This is a genomic window from Leucobacter sp., from assembly GCF_053528595.1.
This window is the reverse complement of the sequence record NZ_JAIVPF010000075.1, coordinates 87,370-107,752: the sequence shown is the minus strand read 5'-3', so window position 1 is coordinate 107,752 and position 20,383 is coordinate 87,370. Positions and strand designations below refer to the sequence as shown.

Genomic DNA, 20,383 nt, shown 5'->3' with positions numbered 1-20,383 from the left:
GTTCTTGCAACTACACACTGTAGCATACGCCCATTCTCTGAAATCCAGAAGATCAAGAACGATGACATGGATGCCTGAAGATGAGGGGCACTTTCAAGTATCAGATCGAGTGGCAGATGAAGCATCATAAGAATGGGCACAGCGCGTTCTGCTGGGGCCCTAGCCAGGCCGAATGTCGCTGGTTGCGGATACTCTGATCAGTATGGTTGACCCTCAATCTGCTATGGATTACCGCAGCGCGGTCGAACGCGCCTCCAGAGAGTGGAAGAATTCGCTGCTCGATATCGGCGGGAACAATCGTCTTCTTTTCTTCAAGAAAGCTTCGGGCCAGCTCGACTTGGGTGAGGCCGATCAAACTGCAGTCCAACAACTCCTCGAGGGCAAATCGGTGGCTCTCGGCCGTTTGTACCCCGATCCGCAACAGGCCGACATCGCTGCAAGAGCTTGCAGGAGGCTTGCCGCAAAGCAGAAGGAGTCTCTGGAGGAGTATGGGGTTTCAGTAACGTACCTAGCGCTGGGACTCGCCTCTTGGGGCCATCAAGAGGGCAACGCACCAGGGGATGGCTCTCAAGAGGCCGATAGAGGCCCAAACACTGAACTGCGCTTGCGTGAGCCCCTCCCGAATGCTCCCGTCTTCTTGCGCTCAATAACAATTGAACGCAAGAAAGCTAGAACAGAAGCGTGGGAGCTTCAACTCGAAGAAGACACGCAGTTCAATAGTGTGCTTGCTCACGTCCTGGAGGCTGAGGGAGTGACCTTAGATGAAGAAGCGCTACTCGACGCACTGACCTCCGGTGATTTTCGAGCAGGCTTGAGCGAAGCCTACGATGCATTGGTTTCAGCATGTGCTCAAGCTCATGGTTTTCGGATAGAGCCTATAAGTGTCATCGGCACTTTCACCTATCAGAAACAGCCGATGGTCAACGATGTGACTGACATAGAGGCTCTCAGCAGGTCGGACCTCGTTGCCGCCCTCGCTGGAAGCGCAGAAGCTGCCCAACGTGTTCGTTCCGTTGCACAGGACACGCCGGTTGATGAACGTGACCCTGATTACAATCCCCCTCAGTCAGAGTTTCTCGTTCTTGATGCAGATGCCAGCCAGTCGTATGTAGTAAATGCTGCCGTTGCAGGCAGAAACATGGTGGTTCAAGGTCCTCCCGGAACTGGTAAGAGTCAGACGATTGCGAACGTAATTGCTGCGCTCGTTGCAGCAGGCAAACACGTGCTGTTCGTAGCGCAAAAACGAGCAGCAATTGAGGCTGTGCTTGATCGTCTTGAGCAGGTTGGTCTTGATCACTTGTTGCTCGATCTATTCGCCGCCGATGGCTCGCGACGCTTTGTCAGCCAGCAAGTCCGGGAGTCTCTGGAGCGACAGAACACGGTAACTCTTCCAGATGTTTCCGAACTCCACCATCGGCTAGAAAGAAACCGCACGCACCTGGTTTCTCACAAAGATGCGCTCTTCAAACGATCACATGCATGGGGTACCAGCGTCTCAGATCTCCGTGTCGCTTCCGCAGCGATACCGACCGCCGCGCGGACCAATCTTCGACTCCCAACAAACACGTTCAAACGATGGTCCCCCACAACTCTCACTGAAATCTCAGAAGATCTCGACACGCTCTATCGGCTGGGTGGATTGAATTCCGGATGGGAAGAGAACTCAAGCTGGCGTCAGTCTTCATTGAAATCCAGTGCTGACCTTCAGAGAGGATTATCTGCAGCTCAGAATCTGCAGGCCATCCTGCATAATACTCAGATCCTGCGCGCTCACCTAGCTCGTAACGCAGGATATGCCGAACCTGCGACCTGGGCTGAAGTAGCCGGCCTGACCACCCTACATCGCAGACGATCTGGGCTCCAGCAAGAGCTACCATTGCTCCTGCAAGACCATGACCTTGAAGCGATTATCGCAACGCTCAATCGCACTTTCCGTAAGGAACATCCTGAGATCGACCGAAAGCGGTTAGTAGACGCCAGGAAGCGTCGCAAGTCGATCTTTGGGAGTTTAAGGAAGAAGCAATGGGCACATAAGGCCGCAGATGCCCTGGAACTCCAACAAACCTGGCTCTCGCCGGAATCTCCACTTACAGAAAGAGATCTCTCTTCACTTGACGCTGCCGAGACCCAGGCCTCAGTGTCGTCCGGGGTCTTGGCGACGCTCACGCGGCTCCCTGATCCGCAGGTGCTTCCTTTCTCGACGCTTGAGTCGCGACTCAACGAATTGGTTGTCGACAGAAAGGCCGCGCAGTTCGTCAGAGCGAATGAGATACAGGCAAAGCTAGAAGCGCATGGCGTTGGACAAGTAATCGCGATGCTTCGCAGCCACCTTGCACAAGGCAAAGATCTTTCTGCACTGCCGAGCGAGGTTCTTCGCTGGGTTGTCTACCAGTCGGTGTTGACTGATGCTCAACTGCAGTCACCGGCGCTGGCGAACCTTAACGGTGACGAGCTTGCTGCGGCGACTGAGCAGTTCCAGGATGACGATAGGGCTCACCTATCTGCTAATGCTGCACGCGTGCGTCGTCGCGCAGCCGAGTACCTCAAATCCGCCTTCGACACCCATCCAGACCAGCACTCCATACTCAAGACCGAAGTCACCAGGAAGCGTCTTTTCCGCCCGGTACGTCGGCTTTTTGCAGAGGCTCCAGACCTGCTTCTTGCAACTAAACCTGTATGGGTAATGAGTCCTCTGCAGGTATCACGGGTTTTGCCACCAGAACAGTGCTTTGACGTGGTGATCTTTGACGAAGCAAGTCAAGTGAAGCCAGCTGATGCGGTTCCCGCGCTGATGCGAGGGACCCAAGCGATCGTCGCAGGAGACAGTCGTCAGCTTCCTCCGACTGAGTTCTTCAGCAAAGTGATGGAAGACGATGAAGAGGAAGACGAAGAAGTCGAACTGAGTCACGGAAACTCTGAAGAAACTGTCACTCGGAGATCTCGTCGCCAAAGCCTCACTCGAGATGCCGAGAGTATCCTCACGTCCATGGATCGACTGCTCTCAGGACAAAGCCGGAGCCTGCAGTGGCATTATCGTTCCAGAGACGAACGCCTCATCGCTACTTCGAATGAGCACATCTATCATCGCAGTCTGACCACCTTTCCGGCGGTCGATGCGCTGGAAGCCGTTAGGCATATCACCGTCCCTCCCAGTCGTGGCATTGGATCAACGACTAACAGTCCGGAGCTTGAAGTCCAACGGGTGGTCGAACTCGTGAAAGAGCACACTCACAATCACCCCTCAGAGAGCCTCGGCGTCATTACATTCGGCATCAAGCACCAGCAGCGAATCGAACACGCGGTGGATGAAGCCAGGCGGATGGACCCTGCATTCGATGAAGCTCTCGCGAGCAGCACGAACGAGCCCTTCTTTGTGAAGGCAATTGAACGAGTCCAAGGCGACGAACGCGACGCCATAATTCTCTCTGCTGGCTATGGCAAAGGCCTTGACGGAAAACTCCGATATTTCTGGGGGCCAATCCTCAAAGACGGCGGCGAACGGCGCCTCAATGTTGCTATCAGCCGCTCTAAGCGAAGAATGACACTGGTCACGAGTTTCTCTCCCGACGATCTCGCTCCCGACGCACACCCCTCCGCAGGATACAAGCTCATGTATCACTTCATTCGCTTTATGGCTTCCAAAGGTGAGGATCTCAAAGACGGCAATCTAAGCAGCGTTCCGCTTAACCCTTTTGAAATCGATGTAAAGACTCGTCTTGAGGCCGCCGGGCTTGAGCTAGATTCTCAGGTCGGAGTTGGGAGCTACCGGATTGACTTTGCGGTTCGACACCCAGAGCATCCAGGACGTCACGTCTTAGCGGTGGAGGCAGATGGGGCCGCCTACCACTCGGGCCACACGGCTCGAGAACGAGATCGATTGCGCCAACAGTTGCTTGAAGCTCGAGGCTGGAAATTCCATCGGATCTGGAGCACGGACTGGTTTAACGATTCAAGTCGAGAAGTGGAAAAAGTAGTCCGCGCATACGAAGCAGCCATCGCCGACGGCGAGCGACCAGAAACGATTAAACAGTCCGATTCGACTCCGAGAGAAGCCTGGCTAGAAGATAAGCCTCAAAGGTCGCTTCCACGTCCTCCAATAGGCAATCGTGCCAGCATCACTGATTACAGGGATGCCGAACTCATTGCCCTTCTCCAGCACATCCGCTCAGATAGCATTCTTCGCTCAACCGAAGACGAGCAACGCCTCATGATGCAAGAGCTTGGATTTAGTCGGCGAGGCGTTCGGATCGCACAAACGTTTGAACGGATACAACAGACACTTGATTCTGGCGGCGCGCCCGCCAACCTCCGCTGATTCCGAGAGATCAAGAAACCCAATAGAAAGTTCTGCCTACGCCGTATTGACTCACCGACGGTAGGCATCAGATTATCCCGCCCGCCCGCGACGACCAGGCGGGAGCAATCCTCGGCTGCGGGCTTTAGCGACCCAGCCCTGCGCTGTGCTGAGCGCCACACCGTTAATGTCGGCCATCGTCGCTGACGGATTCTCATCGCCCTGCCCCGAGAGCTTGCCGTGCTGTAGGGCGACGAGTTCGTAGAAGTCGGGTATCTGCTTCGGGTTGCCGAGCGGTTTCAGCAGGTCCCGGTCGCTGACCTTTCGGCCGCTCGGGAGCACGACCTTATTCCCGGTGACGGTGGTAACCGGCTTCATGGCAAACAGGCGCCTGTTGATCGCTGCCTCAATCTTCGCAGTTGGCAACTCGCGTAGCAGGTGACTCGTGATGGGCTCGCCCGGTCGCCACGGTAGATAGATCACGCCCGTAATCCGCACCTCTTCCGGGGTGGCATAGAGCTGTCGCTGCAAACGGATCATCACACGGGTATGGGTGCCCTCGTGCTCGATGTAGCGCCAACGCCCGTCAGCGGTTTCGTTCTGCTCAGAGTCGGCACCGCTGCCGCTTACCTGGTCGTCGTAGCCGAGCACGCGGTCTATCTCGTCGCTGGCATCGTCGGCCCGTTCGCCAGGGAATCTCGCCGCGAGGTGCCAGCCTGCGGGCAGGTCGTCCTGAGTGAGCAGACCGTCTTCGGTCTGATCCCAGGGGCGGGACGTCGGAAGTGCCATGTGCATCAGTCTAGCGAACAGACCCACCTATCTCATGTAGTTGCGATTACGTCTTGTTTGTGTTTCAATATCAGGTACTAGCAAGAACGCTAGGTATTGACGGCGTTCATCCGCCCCGGCGGAAGGAAAGGGCATGACCGAAGCGACGACGCAGACGGACTACCTCACGCGCGCCGAGGCCGCCGCCCGATGCCGGGTGCCGCTACCGACGTTCGACAAGCTGCGCCGTGACGGGCTGATCCCTGAGCCTGATGCCGAGGTCGGCAAGCACAAGCTCTGGCGCGCAGACACCATCGAGGAGTTCCTCGAAGTCGGCGGAACGAGACGCTGATGGCTGGCCGACCGTCGAAAGATTCTCCGCTGCGGCTCGATCCGCACACTGGGAGGCCGCTCCCCGAGGGCATCCGGTGGCGTGAAGATCGGCAGCGGTATCAGATTCGCGTGCTCGTACCCGACCTCTACGGAAACTGGGCCGAGCGCGCCCGCACATTCCGCACGCTGGGCGAAGCGAAGAAAGAGCTTGCAAAGGCCGTCGCAGGGAAGAACCCGAATGGCGCAATGACGCTGACCCAGTGGCACGAGCGGCATTGGTCGGCGATCGAGGCATCGGTGCGCCCTGGCACGGCACGGGCCTATGGGGTGGCGTGGCGCAGGCGCGTGCAGCCGACACTCGGGCACATGAAACTCGAAGCTATCACCTCCCCGCTGATCGAATCGGCGATGGTCGAGTGGGATTGCTCGCCCTCGACCAAGGTGGATTCCCTCGCGCTCATCAGCCGCCTACTCGACGCCGCACGACGCGCACGCATCATCGACTACAACCCGGCGCGGGAAATCAAACGCCCCACTCAAGAAGCCGGGGCCGCTCCGACCTCGCGGGCGCTCACCATGCCGCAGGTCACCAAGATGCTCGAACTCATCCCTGCGGGGGTCTACCGCCGCTACGCCGCTGCGCTTGTGTTCACGGGGATGCGGGCAGGTGAGGCAACCGCGATCCGCGTGCGCGACGTTGATCTGCAACAGGGCGTCTTGCGCGTGAGCCGCAGTTTCTCGCCCGGCCTGAACGGGGAACTAATCGAGCAGACCCCGAAGAGCCATAAGGAACGACAGGTACCCATCGTCAAGGCGCTGCTCCCGCACGTGCAGGAAGCGATGAAAGACAAGGAGCCCGACGATCTGCTGTTCTCGGGGCCGCACGGCGGCAGACTCGTTGCGGCGAATTTCCGCCGCGCGGTGGACTGGGCTGTGATCCGCACCGCCGTCAAGCGCCCCGATCTGCGCGTGCATGATCTTCGCCACACCTTCGCCACCATCTTGTTCGATGCAGGCGCGTCGGCTCCTGATGTGCAGGCGGTGCTCGGGCATTCGAGCCTGCAAGTCACCGAACGCTACTCACGCGCCCGCGAGGGCGTCGCCAGACGAACCGCCGCCGTGTTCGATACACTCACCCACGACAGCGAATATGGCACAAATATGGCACAGCGCCCCGATATGCCCCGCCTATGAGCGCCGCCAGCGATCCTGCGACTGCGCACAGGGTGACCGTGGGGTGGAACTGGACGGCGCGAGAGCGGCACAAAACTACCGCCTGACCAGGGAAAACAAGCGAACCCCCGCAAGTAGAAGCCTTGCGAGGGTTCAGTAGCGGTGTAACAGCCGCTACGTGGCTCCGACCGGCATCGATCCGGTGACCTTTCGATTTTCAGTCGAACGCTCTACCAACTGAGCTACAGAGCCAGGCACTCACCTCATGGCGACCGCCAGAGACGAAGAAACCCTTCCGTAGAAGGGCTCTTCATCTGGCGACCCTGACGGGACTTGAACCCGCGACCTCCGCCGTGACAGGGCGGCGCGCTAACCAACTGCGCCACAGGGCCATGGTGTATTCAATTGTATTCGGTGTTTAGTGACCCCAACGGGATTCGAACCCGTGCTGCCGCCGTGAAAGGGCGGTGTCCTAGGCCGCTAAACGATGGGGCCGAAGCAATTTCTCGCTTGCTACCGAGATGAAATCCTATGACGGATCTCACGTCGAGCGCAAATCGAGCCCGCGAAAGCGGGATCCCTGGCGTGTCGCAGCCCCATGAGCGCCCGCCGGCGGCGCGGCCGCCTGCGGGTCCGAGCTCCCGAATCGGCCGGAACCGTGGCACAGTGGGAGCCAGCGGTCTGCAACGGCGCGGCCCGGCGACTGGAGGAACCATGGGATCCCACCCGCTCGATTCACTGACGGCAGACGAACTCTCGGCGACCTCGGCCCTGCTGGCCGCGGAGAAGGGCGTCGACGCCGGCTGGCGCTACGCCTCGATCATCCTGCGCGAGCCCCCGAAGATCGCGGTCAAGGCGTGGCGGGAGGGCGACCCGATCGTGCGCCGCTCGCTCGCGGTGCTCTGGAACAAGCAGAGCAACGACGTCTACGAGGCCATCGTGAACCTGACCGAGGGCTCGCTGGAGAGCTGGGAGCACGTCCCGGGCGTCACCCCCAACTTCACGGTCGACGAGTACCACGACTGCGATGTGACGCTGCGGCAGGACCCCGCGGTGCGGCAGGCGCTCGAGCGCCGCGGCGTCGATCCCGAACTCGTGCTCTTCGATCTCTGGACCTACGGCCACGAGGTGATGCCCGAGCAGTGGCGGGATCGCCGGCTCGGCTGGGTGGACGTCTGGAGGCGCGCGACGACCGGGGGCAATCCTTACGCCCACCCCGTGAGCGGCCTCAAGGTGATCGTCGACGTGAACACCATGGAGGTGCTGCAGATCGACGAGGGGCACGACCGCGGCTTCCCCGAGGTCGATGCGGAGTACACGCCGGAGCTGCGCGGAATCGAGGAGCGGCGGGACCTCAAGCCGCTCGACATCGTGCAGTCCGACGGGGTCTCCTTCGAGATCGAGGGATCGCGACTGCGGTGGCAGGACTGGGAGTTCCGCCTGGGCTTCAACTACCGCGAGGGCCCGGTGCTCTACCAGGTGCGCTTCAAGGACGGCGACGAGTACCGCGACATCGCCTACCGCATGTCGCTCGCCGAGATGATCGTGCCCTACCGCGACTCCGGCTTCGACCACTACCGCCGCACCGCCTTCGACATCGGCGAGTGGGGCTTCGGGTACATGTGCACCTCGCTGGAGCTGGGCTGCGACTGCCTGGGCGAGATCACCTACCTCGACGGGGTGCTCCCCGACACCGCGGGACGCCCCCGTGTCACGAAGAACGCGATCTGCCTGCACGAGGAGGACGACGCGGTGCTGTGGAAGCACGTGGATCCCGACGCCGGCGCCGAGGTGCGCCGCATGCGCCGCTTCGTGATCTCCGTGCACGCGACCGTGGCCAACTACGAGTACCTGGTCTACTGGCGCTTCTATCCCGACGGCAACATCGAGTGCGAGATCCGCGCCACGGGGATCATGGTCTCGACGCCGATGCAGGAGGACGGGGCGACCTTCCCGACGGGCACGGTGGTCGACCGCCGCACCTACGCGCCGTACCACCAGCACTTCCTGGTCGCCCGCCTCGACCTCGACATCGATGGCGACGACAACACCGTGGTCGAGTCCGATTCGATGGCTGCGCCGATCAGCGAGGCGAACCCGCTGGGCCTCGACCTCCACACGCAGGGCACCGTGATCGCCTCGGAACAGGAGGCGGGGCGCATCTACAGCTGGGAGCGGCAGCGAGCCTGGAAGGTGCAGAATCCCGGCCGCCTCAATGCGTGGGGTGCCCCCACCGCGTACAAGCTCGTGCCCACGGGGTCGTTCCCGGCCATGTTCGACGAGTCCTCGCCGATCCTGCGCCGCAACCCCGTCATCGGCAGCACGGTCTGGGTCACCCGGCACCACGACAGCGAGATGTGGCCGGCGGGCGACTATCCGACGCAGTCGAAGAACGACCTGGGCAACGGCATGAGCTCATGGATCGCCGACGACGAGAACCTCGTCGACACCGATGTGGTGCTCTGGTACGTCTTCGGCATCCACCACATCACCCGCACGGAGGACTGGCCGATCATGCCGGTCGACAAGGTCGCGTTCACGCTGAAGCCCTTCGGCTTCTTCGATCGCAACCCGTCGCTCGATGCGCCGCGCTCCCCCGCCAAAGGATCCTGCTGCGCCGGCGGGGAGTGCCACTGCGGGCACGACTGATCCACGGGAGCGGGGCGGGTTTCGGCTCGCTCCGCTCGCTCGACCGGCGGGCGCGGGAGCAGCGCGTCGCGTCAGCCGCCGAGCGCGCGCTGCACGCGGCTCAGCGAGATGTTCTCGTGCAGCATGGTGCCCGAGCTGGTGCGCTGCTCGAAGTGGTACCCCATCTTGCCCTGGCAGAGCATGCCGATGAGGAACGGCTCGTCGGCATTCCACATGATCCACGTCGGCTGGCCGTACGCGTTATTGCCCAGGAATGTGATCTCGATGTCGCGGCCGCCGATGCGCTGCACGCTCGGTGTCAGCGTCTCGCGCGTCAGGGCCACGCTGCCGTTCCCCGCCTGCTGCATCTCACTCATAGCACGATCCTAGCGAACGGCAGTGCCATTCGGACAGAGCCCCTCCGAGGATGACGCGAACGTCGCCCCCGGAGGCTCATCAGGCGAAGAACGCCCCGGTCGCACGGGCGAGCCCGTGGAGGTCGTCGACGTGCGCCAGCTCGCGCGCCGAGTGCATCGACAGCAGCGGCACGCCCACGTCGACGGTGCGGATCCCGAGCCGCGTCGCGGTGAGCGGTCCGATCGTGGATCCGCACGGCACCGTGTTGTTCGACACGAACTCCTGCGTCGACACCCCCGCCGCCTCGCAGATGCCGCTCCACAGCGCGGCGCCGTGCGCGTCGCTCGCGTAGCGCTGGTTCGCGTTGACCTTGAGCATCGGCCCGTTGCCCGCCAGCGGGCGCACCCGGGGATCGTGCTTCTCCGGGTAGTTGGGGTGCACGGAGTGGCCGGCGTCGGCGGAGAGGCACCAGGATCGCGCGTTCGCGCGCGCGGCATCCTCCGCCGAGGCTCCGAGTCCGGCGCGGATGCGATCGAGCACGTCGGCGAGGAAGGGGCCGCTGGCCCCGGAGCGCGTGTCCGATCCCAGCTCCTCGTGATCGAAGGCGGCGAGCATCGCGATGGTGCCGGGGGCCGGCTCGGTCTCGATCAGCGCGACGAGCCCGGCGAAGGTCGAGCTGAGGTTGTCGAGGCGCGGCGAGGCGAGCAGATCGCCGCGTGCACCGATCCGCTGCGGGTACTGGGTGTCGTACAGGCGCACATCCGCGCCCGCGATGTCATCGGGGCCGATCCGGCGTGCATCGTTCGCGAGCGCGGGATCGGCGGCAGCGGGATCCTCCGCAGCCGCCGGGTCCGCTCCCTGCGCGAGCAGCTCGAGCACGGAGACGCGCTCGGCGCCCGCCGCCAGCACCGGCTGCACGTGGCGCTGCCGGTCGAGCGCGAGGCCGGTGTTCGCCTCGCGGTCGAGGTGGATGGCGAGCTGCGGGATGCGGGCGACCGCGGGCGTGCGCACCAGGTGCTCCGCGCCGTCACGGGTCACCACGCGACCGGCGAAGCCGAGGTCGCGGTCGAGCCACGAGTTGATGAGCGGGCCGCCGTACACCTCGACGCCGGCCTGCGCCCATCCGTCCGCGGTGAAGTCGGGCCGGGGCTTGAGCACGAAGCCGGGCGAATCGGTGTGGGCGCCCAGCACGCGCACCGGGCTCGTCGCCACGACGTCCACGCCGGCCCGCCACGCGATCACCGCGCCGTCGCGCACCACGAAGCCGCGGGAGCCCCCGCGCACCGCCTCCCACGCCTCGGCCTCGTCGTGCGCCTCGAAACCGGCGTCCCCGAGCGCGGCGGCGAGCGCCGCCGCAGCGTGGTAGGAGCTCGGAGACGACGCGACGAACGCGGAGAACTCCTCGACGTAGGTGTCCCGATCGGCCAGCAGGTGCCGGCGGAGACCCCGCTGCAGGTTCTGCTGCTCAGCCCCCACGGCGCCTAGACCTCGTCCGTCTCGCCCGACTCGGTATCGGTCTCGTCGGTGTCCGGCTTCTCGAAGGCCGCCGCGAACTCGGCGAGCAGGCGCGCGCCGAAGCCGGTGGACCCCGTCGAGCGCCACAGGTCGTCGCTCTCGGCCTGCATGGTGCCGGCGATGTCGAGGTGGCCCCAGGGCAGGCCGTCGACGAACTCGTTGAGGAACAGCGCGGCGAGGATCACGCCGGCGTACTGACCGCCGATGTTGGACAGGTCTGCCGTGCCCGACTTGAGCTGGTCGCGGTAGCGGTGGTCGAGCGGGAAGCGCCAGATGTTCTCGTCGGTCGCGTCGGCCGCGGCCTGCAGCTGCTCGGCGACGGCGTCGTTGTTGGCGAGCATCGCCGCGGTGCGGGTGCCGAGCGCCATCATCGCGGCGCCGGTGAGCGTGGCGATGTCGACGATCGCGTTGGGGCGGCGCTCCTCCTCGGTGGCGAGCACGAGGCCGTCGGCCATGACCAGGCGGCCCTCGGCGTCCGTGTTCTTCACCTCGACGGTCTTGCCGCCGCGGATCGTGAGCACGTCGCCCAGCTTGGTGGCGCTGCCCGAGGGCATGTTGTCGGTGCACATGAGCCAGCCGGTCACGGCGGTCGTGGCGCCGAGCTCGCGGAGCGCGGTCATCGACGCGAACACCGCGGCCGCGCCCATCATGTCGAACTTCATGGCGGCGTGCATGGCGTTCGACGGCTTCAGGCTGATGCCGCCCGAGTCGTACATGATGCCCTTGCCGATGAGCGCGAGGAAGCCGTCGGCGTCGACCGGGCGGTACGAGACCTTGATCATGCGGGGTTCCTCGATGCTGCCCGCGTTGACGCCGAGCAGTCCGCCGGTGCCGAGTTCCATCAGCGCCTCGCGGTCGAAGACCTCGACCTCGAGCCCGAACTCAGGGGCCAGGCGCTCGACCACCTCTGCGAACTTCACGGCGCTGAGGTGGCGGGGCGGGGTGTTCGCCAGGTCGCGGGCGATCGCGGCGGTGCGAGCGAGCACCAGGCCGCGCTCGACGCCGTACTCGGCCGCCTCGACGTGCTCGTCGCCGATCTGCAGCATGAGCTCGTCGAGCGCGACGGTGCCGGGGTCGCTCTTCAGCGCGTCATAGCGGTAGCGGGCCAGCACGGCCCCCTCGATCGCGGCCTGCACGGCGACGTCGGCGTCCCAGTCGCCCGATCCGAGGATCCCGGTGAGGTCGACGGCCAGCCGGTCGGCCTCGCGGGCCGCCCGGGTGAACGCGGCGACCGCGTCGCGCAGCTGCGCGTCGGTCTCGATCCCGGACTTGCCCGTGCCGACCAGCACGCGCAGCGGGGAGCCAGGCAGCAGCAGGGTCTGGTTCGCCGCGCCGGTGAAGCCGGCGGCGGCGAGCGCCTCGCGACCGATTCCGGCGAGGTCGCCGGGCAGCTCGCCCTCCGAGGCGACGAAGACGGACGTCGCGGCGGGATCCTCGGGGGGCGCCGCCGAGACGCTGACCCGCGTGGAGTGCGCGAGCGAGGGAACGGGATCGAAGGAGGGATCAATCACTACACTCATGGGCTCCAGCCTAGCCCTCGTCGGGCCGCAGCCATCTCCGGCGCATCATGCGACCGCACCCGTCGCCGTGCGCGCAGTCGCAGGATCCTCCCGCCATGGATTCTGCGACTGCGCGCAGAATGACCTCGGGGGCCGGCAGAAGACGACTCCCGCTTCGCGGATCAGTCGACCGCGAGCGCCACCACCGGTGACACCCGGATCGCCCGACGGGCCGGGGCGGCGGCGGCGACGAGCGCGAGCAGCACGCCGAACACGCAGATGCCGACCAGCACGGGCCAGGGCACGGTCGGCGCGGCGATCCCGAGCTGCGAACCGAGCAGGGACTGGGCCGCGGCCCAGCCGTAGAAGACGCCGAGCAGCAGCCCGAAGCCGAGCGCGGCGAGTGTCGTCTGCGCGCTCTCGGCGAGCACCATGCGCCGCACCTGGCCCCCGGTGAAGCCGAGCGCGCGCAGCAGGCCGAGCTCGCGGGTGCGCTGCAGCACGCTGAGCGACAGCGTGTTCACCATGCCGACGGCGGCGATGACCGCCGAGAAGCCGACGAGGCCGGTGAACACCGCAGTGGTCACCGCGAGCGTCTGGTCGAGCGCCGCCGCGAGCATCGGATCGTTCTCGAACGCGAGGAGGGTCATGGTGCGGTAGCTGTCGAGGGCGACCGCGAACATGGTGACCAGCGTCACGCCGATCACGAGCCCGATCGTGGAGCGCGAGCTGCGCTCGGGGAAGCGCACGGCGTTCGCGGCGGCGAGCCGGCCGGTGGGCGTGCCGGCGAAGAGGCGCCCGGCGAGGCGGAGCAGCGGCGGCATCACGAGGTGCGCGCCCAGGGCGATGCCGGTGAACGAGCAGAGTCCGCCGAAGAACGAGACGAGCAGCGCGAGCGGGGACACGAGGCTGAGCAGCAGACCCAGTCCGAGCAGCGCGGCGCCGACGACGACCAGGATCACCGCCCACACGGTCCGCGCCGTGCGGCCACGGGCCTCCTCCGGCCGCAGCTCGACGGCGGCGCCGGTCGCCGCGACGGGCGACACCCGGCCCACGCGCCTCGATCCCGCCCAGGCGGCGGCCCAGGTGGTCGCCGCGACCACGGCGGCCGCGACGAGCGCGAGCGGGTCGAACAGCGGATAGTCCCGTCCCGCCGGCAACCAGCCCAGCCCCGGCCCCCGGACGACCGCGAACGCGCAGAGTCCCTCCGCGAGCGCGAAGCCGAGCGCGGCTCCGAGCGCGCCCATGACGAGGCCCTCCCCCGCGACCCTGGCCCGCACGCGCGCAGAGGTGGCCCCGACCAGCCGCAGCAGCGCGATGGTGCGGGTGCGTCCCGCGATGATGGTGGCGAAGGTGTTGGCCGTGACGATCGCGCCCACGTAGAGCGCGATCACGATGAACACGAACGACACGACGAGCAGCATCATGCGGAAGGTGCCGGATCCTTCGACGAGCTCGGGATCGAGCGCGGCTGCGAGGATCCCGGTGAACAGGATCAGCGTGACCGCGAACAGGGTGCTGAGCGCGGAGACGACGACGGTGGCGGCGTGCTCGCGGATCCCGGATCTCACGCCGCGGCCCCCTGCGCCTCGAGGTTCAGCATGGTCTCCGAGATCTGCTCCGGCCGCATCGCGCCGCGATCCGAGACGATGCGCCCGTCGGCGAGGAAGAGGATCCGGTCGGCGTGGCTCGCCGCGACGGGGTCGTGGGTCACCATGGCGATGCTCTGCCCGCCCTCGACCACCGCGGAGCGCAGCAGGCCGAGCACCTCGCGGCCCGTCCGCGAGTCGAGTGCCCCGGTCGGCTCGTCGGCGAAGACGACGTCGGGCCGGGTGGCGAGGGCGCGCGCGATCGCGACGCGCTGCTGCTGCCCGCCCGAGAGCTCGTGCGGGCGATGGGTCGTGCGCCCCGCGAGTCCGAGCGCCTCGACGAGGGCGTCGATCCGGTCCCGCTCCTGCGGCGACGGCCGGCGCCCGTCGAGTTCGAAGGGCAGCCGCAGATTGCCCATCACGTCGAGGGTGGGCACGAGGTTGAAGGACTGGAAGACGAAGCCGATCCGGCGTCGGCGCAGTCTCGTGAGCGCCGCGTCGCCGAGGTCGGTGATCTCGTCGTCGCCGAGCCAGACGCGGCCCTCGCTCGCGCTGTCGAGACCGGCCATCACGTGCATGAGAGTCGACTTGCCCGATCCCGACGGCCCCATGATGGCGGTGAACTGGCCGCGCTTGATGCCGATCGAGACGTGGTCGAGGGCGGTCACCCGGTGGGCCCCGTCGCCGTAGTGCTTGCTGAGGTGGGCGACCCGCGCCACCAGGTCCATATCGCTCGGTCGAATATCCATGCTCCGACGCTATGGGCGGGAATCGCCCCGCCGCGTCGGCCCTGGGTACCGCGGGGATCGTCCCCCGGTACCGCGTTCGCGCGGCGCGGCGCATTTATATGCACAGGAATACAATCCCGTGTCGCGTGTTGCACCGGGCATGAAAGCGTTCGGATTCCTCTCCTTCGGGCACTACGGGCCCGTTCCCGGCTCGCGCGTGCGCACCGCGGGCGACATGCTGCACCAGACCATCGAGCTCGCCGAGGGAGCCGATGAGATCGGCGTCAACGGCGCCTACGTGCGCGTGCACCACTTCGCACGCCAGGCGGCCTCGCCGATCCCGCTGCTCACCGCGATGGCCGCGCGCACGAAGCGCATCGAGGTGGGCACCGGCGTGATCGACATGCGGTACGAGAATCCGCTCTACTTCGCCGAGGAGGCCGCGGCGCTCGATCTCATCGCCGACGGGCGCATCGCCCTCGGCGTGAGCCGGGGATCCCCCGAGACGGCGCTGCGCGGCTACGAGGCCTTCGGGTACACCGGAGCCGAGGATGCGCGCGGCGCAGACCTCGCGCGGGACAAGTTCGAGCTCTTCCTGCACGCGATCGAGGGCGGCGCGGTCGTCGACAGCGACCCGCAGATGGCGCCTCCCGGCCGGCTCGCGATCGAACCCCGCTCGCCGGGCCTGCGCGACCGCATCTGGTGGGGTGCGGGATCCCGCGCCACCGCCGAGGACACCGGCCGCCGGGGGCTCAACCTCATGAGCTCCACGCTCCTCACCGAGGCGACGGGCGAGCCCTTCCACGTGCTCCAGCGCGAGCAGATCGAGCGCTTCCGAGCGGCGTACCGGGAGGCCGGGCACACCGGGTCGCCGCGCGTCTCGGTGAGCCGCAGCGTGTTCCCGATCGTGAGCGCCGAGGACGAGGCGTACTTCGGGCTGCGCGGGCGCGACGGGCAGGATCAGATCGGGATCATCGACGGGTTCCGCTCGACCTTCGGCAAGACCTACGCCGACTCCCCCGATCGGCTCATCGAGCAGCTCCGGGCCGACGAGGCGGTCATGGCCGCAGACACCCTCATGCTCACGATCCCGAACCAGCTGGGCCCGGAGTACAACCTGCACGTGCTGCAGGCCTTCGCCGAGCACGTGGCCCCGGCGCTGGGCTGGAAGCCGAACACGGAGGGACCGGTGCGGGGCGACGCCGCGTAGAACGCAGGGGGCGTCGTGCCGCAGGCGGTGAGGGCTCAGCGCCGATACCTGGTGTAACCCGGAGTCCGCGCCGATGCGGTGAGTCCGGCGCGTTCGAGGACGCGCCGGAGGTCGCTCGACAGCTCGGGGAGGTCGGCGCGATGGCCCGAGAGCGGCCGGGCGATCCCGGCGAGGAGCGAGCATCGTCCTCCCCGCCAGTCGAGGACGATCCGAGCGTACTCGGTGCCGGTGCACCAGACGAGGCTGTTCATCTCGCCAAACGGCACCCGGTGGGCATCCGCGCCGATGGCGAGCGTCAGGGCCTCGTCGTCGTAGGCGAGCCTCACCAGTCTCGTCCGGGCCCGGAACGGCGCCTTCACCAGGAGGAGCAGCGGGAGGCACAGGCACAGCGCGGCCGCGACGATCAGGATACGCGCCGCGCTTCCGGACTCGGGCGCGAGCAGGATCGCCAGAGCGCTGACCAGCGCTCCCGCGCAGAGGGTGATCACCGCGGTGGCCGCCGCGAACGTCGCCAACCGGGACCTCGCGGCGGAGAACACCAGGGATTCGCCCTCGTCGCACCGCTCCCATCCGGGTGCAGGCAGCGGCAGGACGCGAGAGCGGGAGAGGAGCATTGGCAAGCCGGTCCAGGGGTGGGGCGATCGCTGCGCCGGGCATCGATCGCGGTCTTCACGGGTTCGTCAGTCCGCGAAGAGCGGACGGGAGTTCAGTGTATTGGCCCGGGCGCGCCGCCGACGATCCGGAGGCTGCGGCCCGGATCCTCTGCGAGCAGCCCCGCGAGGAGGCCGCCGTGACGCCGAGCCGTCACCGGCGGGGGGGTGACGCGGGCGTCAGTTGATGATCTCGGCCCGCTCATCCGCGCGAATCGCGGCGAGGCGCTCCCGCCAGAGCCGCAGCGCGTCGGGCGTCAGCCGCACCCAGTCGTCGATCTCGCGCACGACGCGGAGCGGGGAACCGCTGCGGTACGAGCGGGTGGGATTGCCGGGGAACTTCTTGTCGGTCACGTTCGGGTCGTCCTCGAACGGCCCCGTCGGCTGTACGAGGTACACGTGCGGGTCGGCGCCGCCCGAGGCGAGCTCCGCCGCGATCTCGGCGGCGAGGCCGGCGCCGTCGGGGAGCGCCGTGAAGTAGACGTGGTTCATCACGATCTCCGGGCGGTAGTTCGACCGGTGGCCGGCCGTGAGGAGCTCTCCCGCGCGGAGCACCGCGACGGTGCCGTGGAAGAACGGCCCGGCGTCGAGAACGTCACTCGGAGGAGTCATCCGAGGACGCCTCCCGCGCGCGCCGGGTGGACGTGCCGGAGCTGAGCGCGCGGAACGAGTCGGTCACGATCTGCTCCAGCACGGCGAGATCGTTCTGCTCCGGCCCGGTCAGGTCGAGGCGCCCGACGCCCTTCCGGTGGGGCCGAGCCGGGCCAGCAGTTCCCCGTGAGCGCGTCACGCCTCCGCTTCGCGGGCGCGACCTTCGCCAGGAACTCCTCGGTCTCCTTCGACACGGCTCGAGTCTACTCCGCGATCCGGCTCTCGCCACGGGGTGTCTCGGGACCCTGGCGCCTCGTTCGACGCAGGCGCCGCCGCCCCGGCTCAGGACGCGGCGCGGCTCGCGAGCCAGGAGCGGTGGCGGCGCAGCGCCACCCGCTCGCGCAGCTGGTCGCTCACGAACGCCAGCTTCGGGTTCACGCCCGGCCGGGTGCGCGCGCCGCGACCGAGCCTGCGCAGCTGGTGCCGCACCCGCGCCATGCCCGCAGCCGACGCGATCGCCTTGTCCTCGATGTTCACCGGGGCCAGCACGACCTTCGCCTCGTCGCTCGTGCGCCACCGGTTCGGCAGTTCCGGATCGACGGCGAGCGCGGTGCCCATGCCCACGAGCGCGACGCCGCTCGCCAGCACCTGCTCGGCCACGGGACGCCGCGCGATCCCGCCGGTCAGCATGAGCGGCACGGCGCTCGTCTGCGCGAGCGCGCTCGCGAGCTCGAGGAAGTACGCCTCGCGCGCGACGGTGCGCGAGTCGGCCGAGCGACCCGACATCGCGGGGCTCTCGTAGCTGCCGCCCGAGAGCTCCACGAGGTCGACGCCGAGCGGGGCGAGCATCTCGATCACCCGGCGCGCGTCGTCGGCGTCGAAGCCGCCCCGCTGGAAGTCGGCGGAGTTGAGTTTGACCGCGACGGCGAAACCGGGCTCCACGGCGACCCTGACCGCGCGCACGACGTCGAGCAGCAGGCGGGCCCGGTTCTCGAGCGATCCGCCCCAGCGGTCGGCGCGACGGTTCGCGAGCGGCGAGAGGAACTGGGAGAGCAGGTAGCCGTGGGCCGCGTGGATCTCCACCCCGTCGAACCCGGCCTCCTCCGCCCGGCGGGCGGTCACCGCGAAGCGCTCGACCGTCTCGGCGATCTGACCCGCCGTCATCTCGGTGGGCTCGGCGAGCACCCGGCTCGCCCTCCCCGCCTGCACCCCGATCGCGGAGGGGCCCCACGCGACACCCGGCATCGCCGCCTTGACCTGCCGACCGGGGTGGTTGATCTGCATCCACACCCGCGCACCCCCGCTCCGGGCCGCGCGCGCCCACTCGCGGAAGGGCTCGAGCGGCGAGCGCTCGTCGAGCACCACCCCGGCGGGGCCGGTCATCGCCTCGGCGTGCACCATCACGTTCCCGGTGATGAGGAGCCCAGCTCCCCCGCGGCTCCAGCGGCGGTAGAGCTCGAAGAGACGCCCGTCGGGCAGCTGCTGCCCGTTCGCCATGTTCTCCTCCATGGCGGCCTTCGCGATGCGATTCGGAATCTCGACGCCGCGGCGGATGACGAGCGGTTCGTACAGGGATGACGGCATGGCTTGCTCCATCGGATGAATTATGTTTACACTGCTTACATTGGAACGATAACGAAGGAAGTGTTCAGTGTCAACATCTGCGCGTGAGGCGTACCATCACGGCGACCTCAGATCCGCCCTGCTCGACGCGGCGACGGAGATGCTCGAGGCCGGCGAGTCCTTCTCGCTCCGGGCCGTCGCCCGCCGGGCCGAAGTCTCGCAGACCGCCCCCTACCGGCACTTCGCCGACCGCGAGGCACTGGAGTCGGCGCTCGCCGTGCGGGGGTTCCGCGACCTCAAGAGCGAACTCTCGCTCGACGGCGCCCCGGCCGCCTCGGAGGAGCAGCTCGTCGAGTTCGCCGTCGCCTACGTCGCCTTCGCACTCCGGCGCCCGGCGCTGTTCAAGCTGATGTTCGGGCAGGAGTGCGACGACCGGAACGACGAGCGCGTGCTCGCGTCGGGCGAACTGCACGCTCTGCTGGCCGACTCGCTCCGTGGGATCTTCCCCGGAGCGGATCACGACTCGCTCGCCACCGCGCTCTGGGCCCTCACGCACGGACTGGCGTTCCTCCACCTCGACGGCAAGCTCGCCGCCGTTGCCCCGGACGCGGTCGCCTCCCGGGTGCGCGAGTCGTTCTCGGCGCTGCGCGCCGCGTTCGGAGCCACCGTCACCGCGCCGCCGCGCATCTGACGCACCCCGCACCCGACGCACCCCGCATCCCACCGCGCACCCGCACCAGACCGCGCCGCACCGCGCACCGGCTGAACCAGGGAGAACCCGCATGACCACCCGTATCCTCCACATCGTCACCAACGTCGGCCACTACGACGACGCCGCTCACCCCACCGGGCTCTGGCTCTCCGAACTCACCCACGCCTGGCACGTGTTCGAGCAGCGGGGCTTCGAGCAGACCATCGTCAGTCCGAGCGGCGGCCGCGTTCCGCTCGAGCCGCGCTCGCTGAAGTTCCCCAACTTCGACCGGACCGCGAAGGCCTGGCGATCCGATCCCGCGAGAATGGCGCTGCTCGAGCGCACGCCGAGCCCGGACCAGATCGACTCCGCCGACTTCGACGCCGTCTCCTTCACCGGCGGCCACGCGGTCATGTACGACTTCCCGGACAGCGAGGGTCTGCAGCGGATCGCACGCGAGATCTTCGAACGGGGCGGCATCGTCTCCTCGGTCTGCCACGGCTATTGCGGCCTGCTCGACACCCGGTTGTCGGACGGCTCCTTCCTCATCGCGAACCGCAGGATGACCGGGTTCTCCTGGCGGGAGGAGCAGCTCGCGGGGGTCGCCGGGCTCGTGCCGTACAACGCGGAGGCCGAGGCGAAGCAGCGGGGCGCCCTCTACGAGAAGGCGAAGCTCCCGTTCGTGTCCCACGCCGTGGTCGACGGCAGGCTCGTCACCGGGCAGAATCCCGGATCGGCGCAGGAGACCGCGCGGAAGGTCGCCGAGCTGCTCTGATCCGCTCTCGCGGTCCCCG

17 protein-coding genes and 3 tRNA genes are annotated in these 20,383 nt (G+C 66.8%); 7 read left to right on the top strand and 13 right to left on the bottom strand.

Annotated features, from left to right (window positions below):
* The first annotated feature begins 172 nt into the window (after nucleotides 1-172).
* Nucleotides 173-4,315 (top strand): AAA domain-containing protein, encoded by a 4,143-nt coding sequence (locus ACWKZU_RS15410; RefSeq protein WP_449283212.1) that lies wholly within the window; start codon nucleotides 173-175, stop codon nucleotides 4,313-4,315.
* 72 nt (nucleotides 4,316-4,387) lie between these two features.
* Here the strand turns inward: ACWKZU_RS15410 and ACWKZU_RS15405 are convergent, their stop codons facing one another.
* Nucleotides 4,388-5,083: a hypothetical protein gene (locus ACWKZU_RS15405; protein ID WP_449283211.1), complete on the bottom strand. Its 696-nt coding sequence runs from the start codon at nucleotides 5,081-5,083 to the stop codon at nucleotides 4,388-4,390.
* Between the two features lie 133 nt (nucleotides 5,084-5,216).
* Between ACWKZU_RS15405 and ACWKZU_RS15400 the strand changes: the two genes are divergently transcribed.
* Together ACWKZU_RS15400 and ACWKZU_RS15395 are read left to right on the top strand one after the other, a co-directional pair.
* Nucleotides 5,217-5,414: a helix-turn-helix domain-containing protein gene (locus ACWKZU_RS15400; protein WP_124969193.1), complete on the top strand. Its 198-nt coding sequence runs from the start codon at nucleotides 5,217-5,219 to the stop codon at nucleotides 5,412-5,414.
* Complete coding sequence (locus tag ACWKZU_RS15395; protein WP_449283210.1) at nucleotides 5,414-6,589, top strand: tyrosine-type recombinase/integrase; 1,176 nt, start codon at nucleotides 5,414-5,416, stop codon at nucleotides 6,587-6,589. The genes ACWKZU_RS15400 and ACWKZU_RS15395 overlap by 1 nt, the downstream gene beginning before the upstream one ends.
* Nucleotides 6,590-6,747: 158 nt before the next feature.
* Here the strand turns inward: ACWKZU_RS15395 and ACWKZU_RS15390 are convergent.
* From ACWKZU_RS15390 to ACWKZU_RS15380, 3 genes are all read right to left on the bottom strand, one after another.
* Nucleotides 6,748-6,820, bottom strand: a tRNA-Phe gene (locus tag ACWKZU_RS15390).
* A gap of 63 nt (nucleotides 6,821-6,883) precedes the next feature.
* Nucleotides 6,884-6,960: transfer RNA gene (locus ACWKZU_RS15385), tRNA-Asp, on the bottom strand.
* A 30-nt stretch (nucleotides 6,961-6,990) separates the two neighbouring features.
* A tRNA-Glu gene (locus tag ACWKZU_RS15380) sits at nucleotides 6,991-7,063 on the bottom strand.
* Between the two features lie 219 nt (nucleotides 7,064-7,282).
* Here ACWKZU_RS15380 and ACWKZU_RS15375 point away from each other — a divergent pair.
* Nucleotides 7,283-9,217, top strand: a complete 1,935-nt coding sequence (locus tag ACWKZU_RS15375) for a primary-amine oxidase (protein ID WP_449283209.1) — start codon at nucleotides 7,283-7,285, stop codon at nucleotides 9,215-9,217.
* 71 nt (nucleotides 9,218-9,288) lie between these two features.
* On the opposite strand, the gene ACWKZU_RS15370 is transcribed toward ACWKZU_RS15375, so the two are convergent.
* The 5 genes from ACWKZU_RS15370 to ACWKZU_RS15350 form a co-directional block, all read right to left on the bottom strand.
* A complete protein-coding gene (locus ACWKZU_RS15370) occupies nucleotides 9,289-9,573 on the bottom strand; it encodes a hypothetical protein (RefSeq protein ID WP_449283208.1) in 285 nt (94 codons plus the stop codon).
* Nucleotides 9,574-9,652: 79 nt separating this feature from the next.
* Nucleotides 9,653-10,984 (bottom strand): M18 family aminopeptidase, encoded by a 1,332-nt coding sequence (locus ACWKZU_RS15365; RefSeq protein ID WP_449283232.1) that lies wholly within the window; start codon nucleotides 10,982-10,984, stop codon nucleotides 9,653-9,655.
* A gap of 50 nt (nucleotides 10,985-11,034) precedes the next feature.
* Complete coding sequence (locus ACWKZU_RS15360) at nucleotides 11,035-12,588, bottom strand: leucyl aminopeptidase family protein (protein ID WP_449283207.1); 1,554 nt, start codon at nucleotides 12,586-12,588, stop codon at nucleotides 11,035-11,037.
* A gap of 161 nt (nucleotides 12,589-12,749) precedes the next feature.
* Nucleotides 12,750-14,138: an FtsX-like permease family protein gene (locus tag ACWKZU_RS15355; RefSeq protein WP_449283206.1), complete on the bottom strand. Its 1,389-nt coding sequence runs from the start codon at nucleotides 14,136-14,138 to the stop codon at nucleotides 12,750-12,752.
* A complete protein-coding gene (locus ACWKZU_RS15350; RefSeq protein WP_449283205.1) occupies nucleotides 14,135-14,905 on the bottom strand; it encodes an ABC transporter ATP-binding protein in 771 nt (256 codons plus the stop codon). The genes ACWKZU_RS15355 and ACWKZU_RS15350 overlap by 4 nt, the downstream gene beginning before the upstream one ends.
* Before the next feature lie 139 nt (nucleotides 14,906-15,044).
* Between ACWKZU_RS15350 and ACWKZU_RS15345 the strand changes: the two genes are divergently transcribed.
* Entirely contained in the window at nucleotides 15,045-16,094 is a 1,050-nt protein-coding gene (locus tag ACWKZU_RS15345; RefSeq protein WP_449283231.1) for an LLM class flavin-dependent oxidoreductase, read from the top strand.
* 35 nt (nucleotides 16,095-16,129) lie between these two features.
* Here ACWKZU_RS15345 and ACWKZU_RS15340 read toward each other — a convergent pair whose 3' ends face one another.
* The 4 genes from ACWKZU_RS15340 to ACWKZU_RS15325 form a co-directional block, all read right to left on the bottom strand.
* A complete protein-coding gene (locus ACWKZU_RS15340; protein ID WP_449283204.1) occupies nucleotides 16,130-16,609 on the bottom strand; it encodes a hypothetical protein in 480 nt (159 codons plus the stop codon).
* 315 nt (nucleotides 16,610-16,924) lie between these two features.
* Entirely contained in the window at nucleotides 16,925-17,356 is a 432-nt protein-coding gene (gene arr / locus ACWKZU_RS15335) for an NAD(+)--rifampin ADP-ribosyltransferase (protein ID WP_449283203.1), read from the bottom strand.
* Entirely contained in the window at nucleotides 17,340-17,534 is a 195-nt protein-coding gene (locus ACWKZU_RS15330) for a hypothetical protein (RefSeq protein ID WP_449283202.1), read from the bottom strand. The genes arr and ACWKZU_RS15330 overlap by 17 nt, the downstream gene beginning before the upstream one ends.
* Nucleotides 17,535-17,677: 143 nt before the next feature.
* Complete coding sequence (locus tag ACWKZU_RS15325; RefSeq protein WP_449283201.1) at nucleotides 17,678-18,919, bottom strand: NADH:flavin oxidoreductase/NADH oxidase family protein; 1,242 nt, start codon at nucleotides 18,917-18,919, stop codon at nucleotides 17,678-17,680.
* A 67-nt stretch (nucleotides 18,920-18,986) separates the two neighbouring features.
* Here ACWKZU_RS15325 and ACWKZU_RS15320 point away from each other — a divergent pair, with 67 nt between their 5' ends.
* Both ACWKZU_RS15320 and ACWKZU_RS15315 read left to right on the top strand, forming a co-directional pair.
* Complete coding sequence (locus ACWKZU_RS15320; RefSeq protein WP_449283200.1) at nucleotides 18,987-19,589, top strand: TetR/AcrR family transcriptional regulator; 603 nt, start codon at nucleotides 18,987-18,989, stop codon at nucleotides 19,587-19,589.
* A 91-nt stretch (nucleotides 19,590-19,680) separates the two neighbouring features.
* Complete coding sequence (locus tag ACWKZU_RS15315) at nucleotides 19,681-20,364, top strand: type 1 glutamine amidotransferase domain-containing protein (protein WP_449283199.1); 684 nt, start codon at nucleotides 19,681-19,683, stop codon at nucleotides 20,362-20,364.
* The last annotated feature ends 19 nt before the right edge of the window (nucleotides 20,365-20,383 follow it).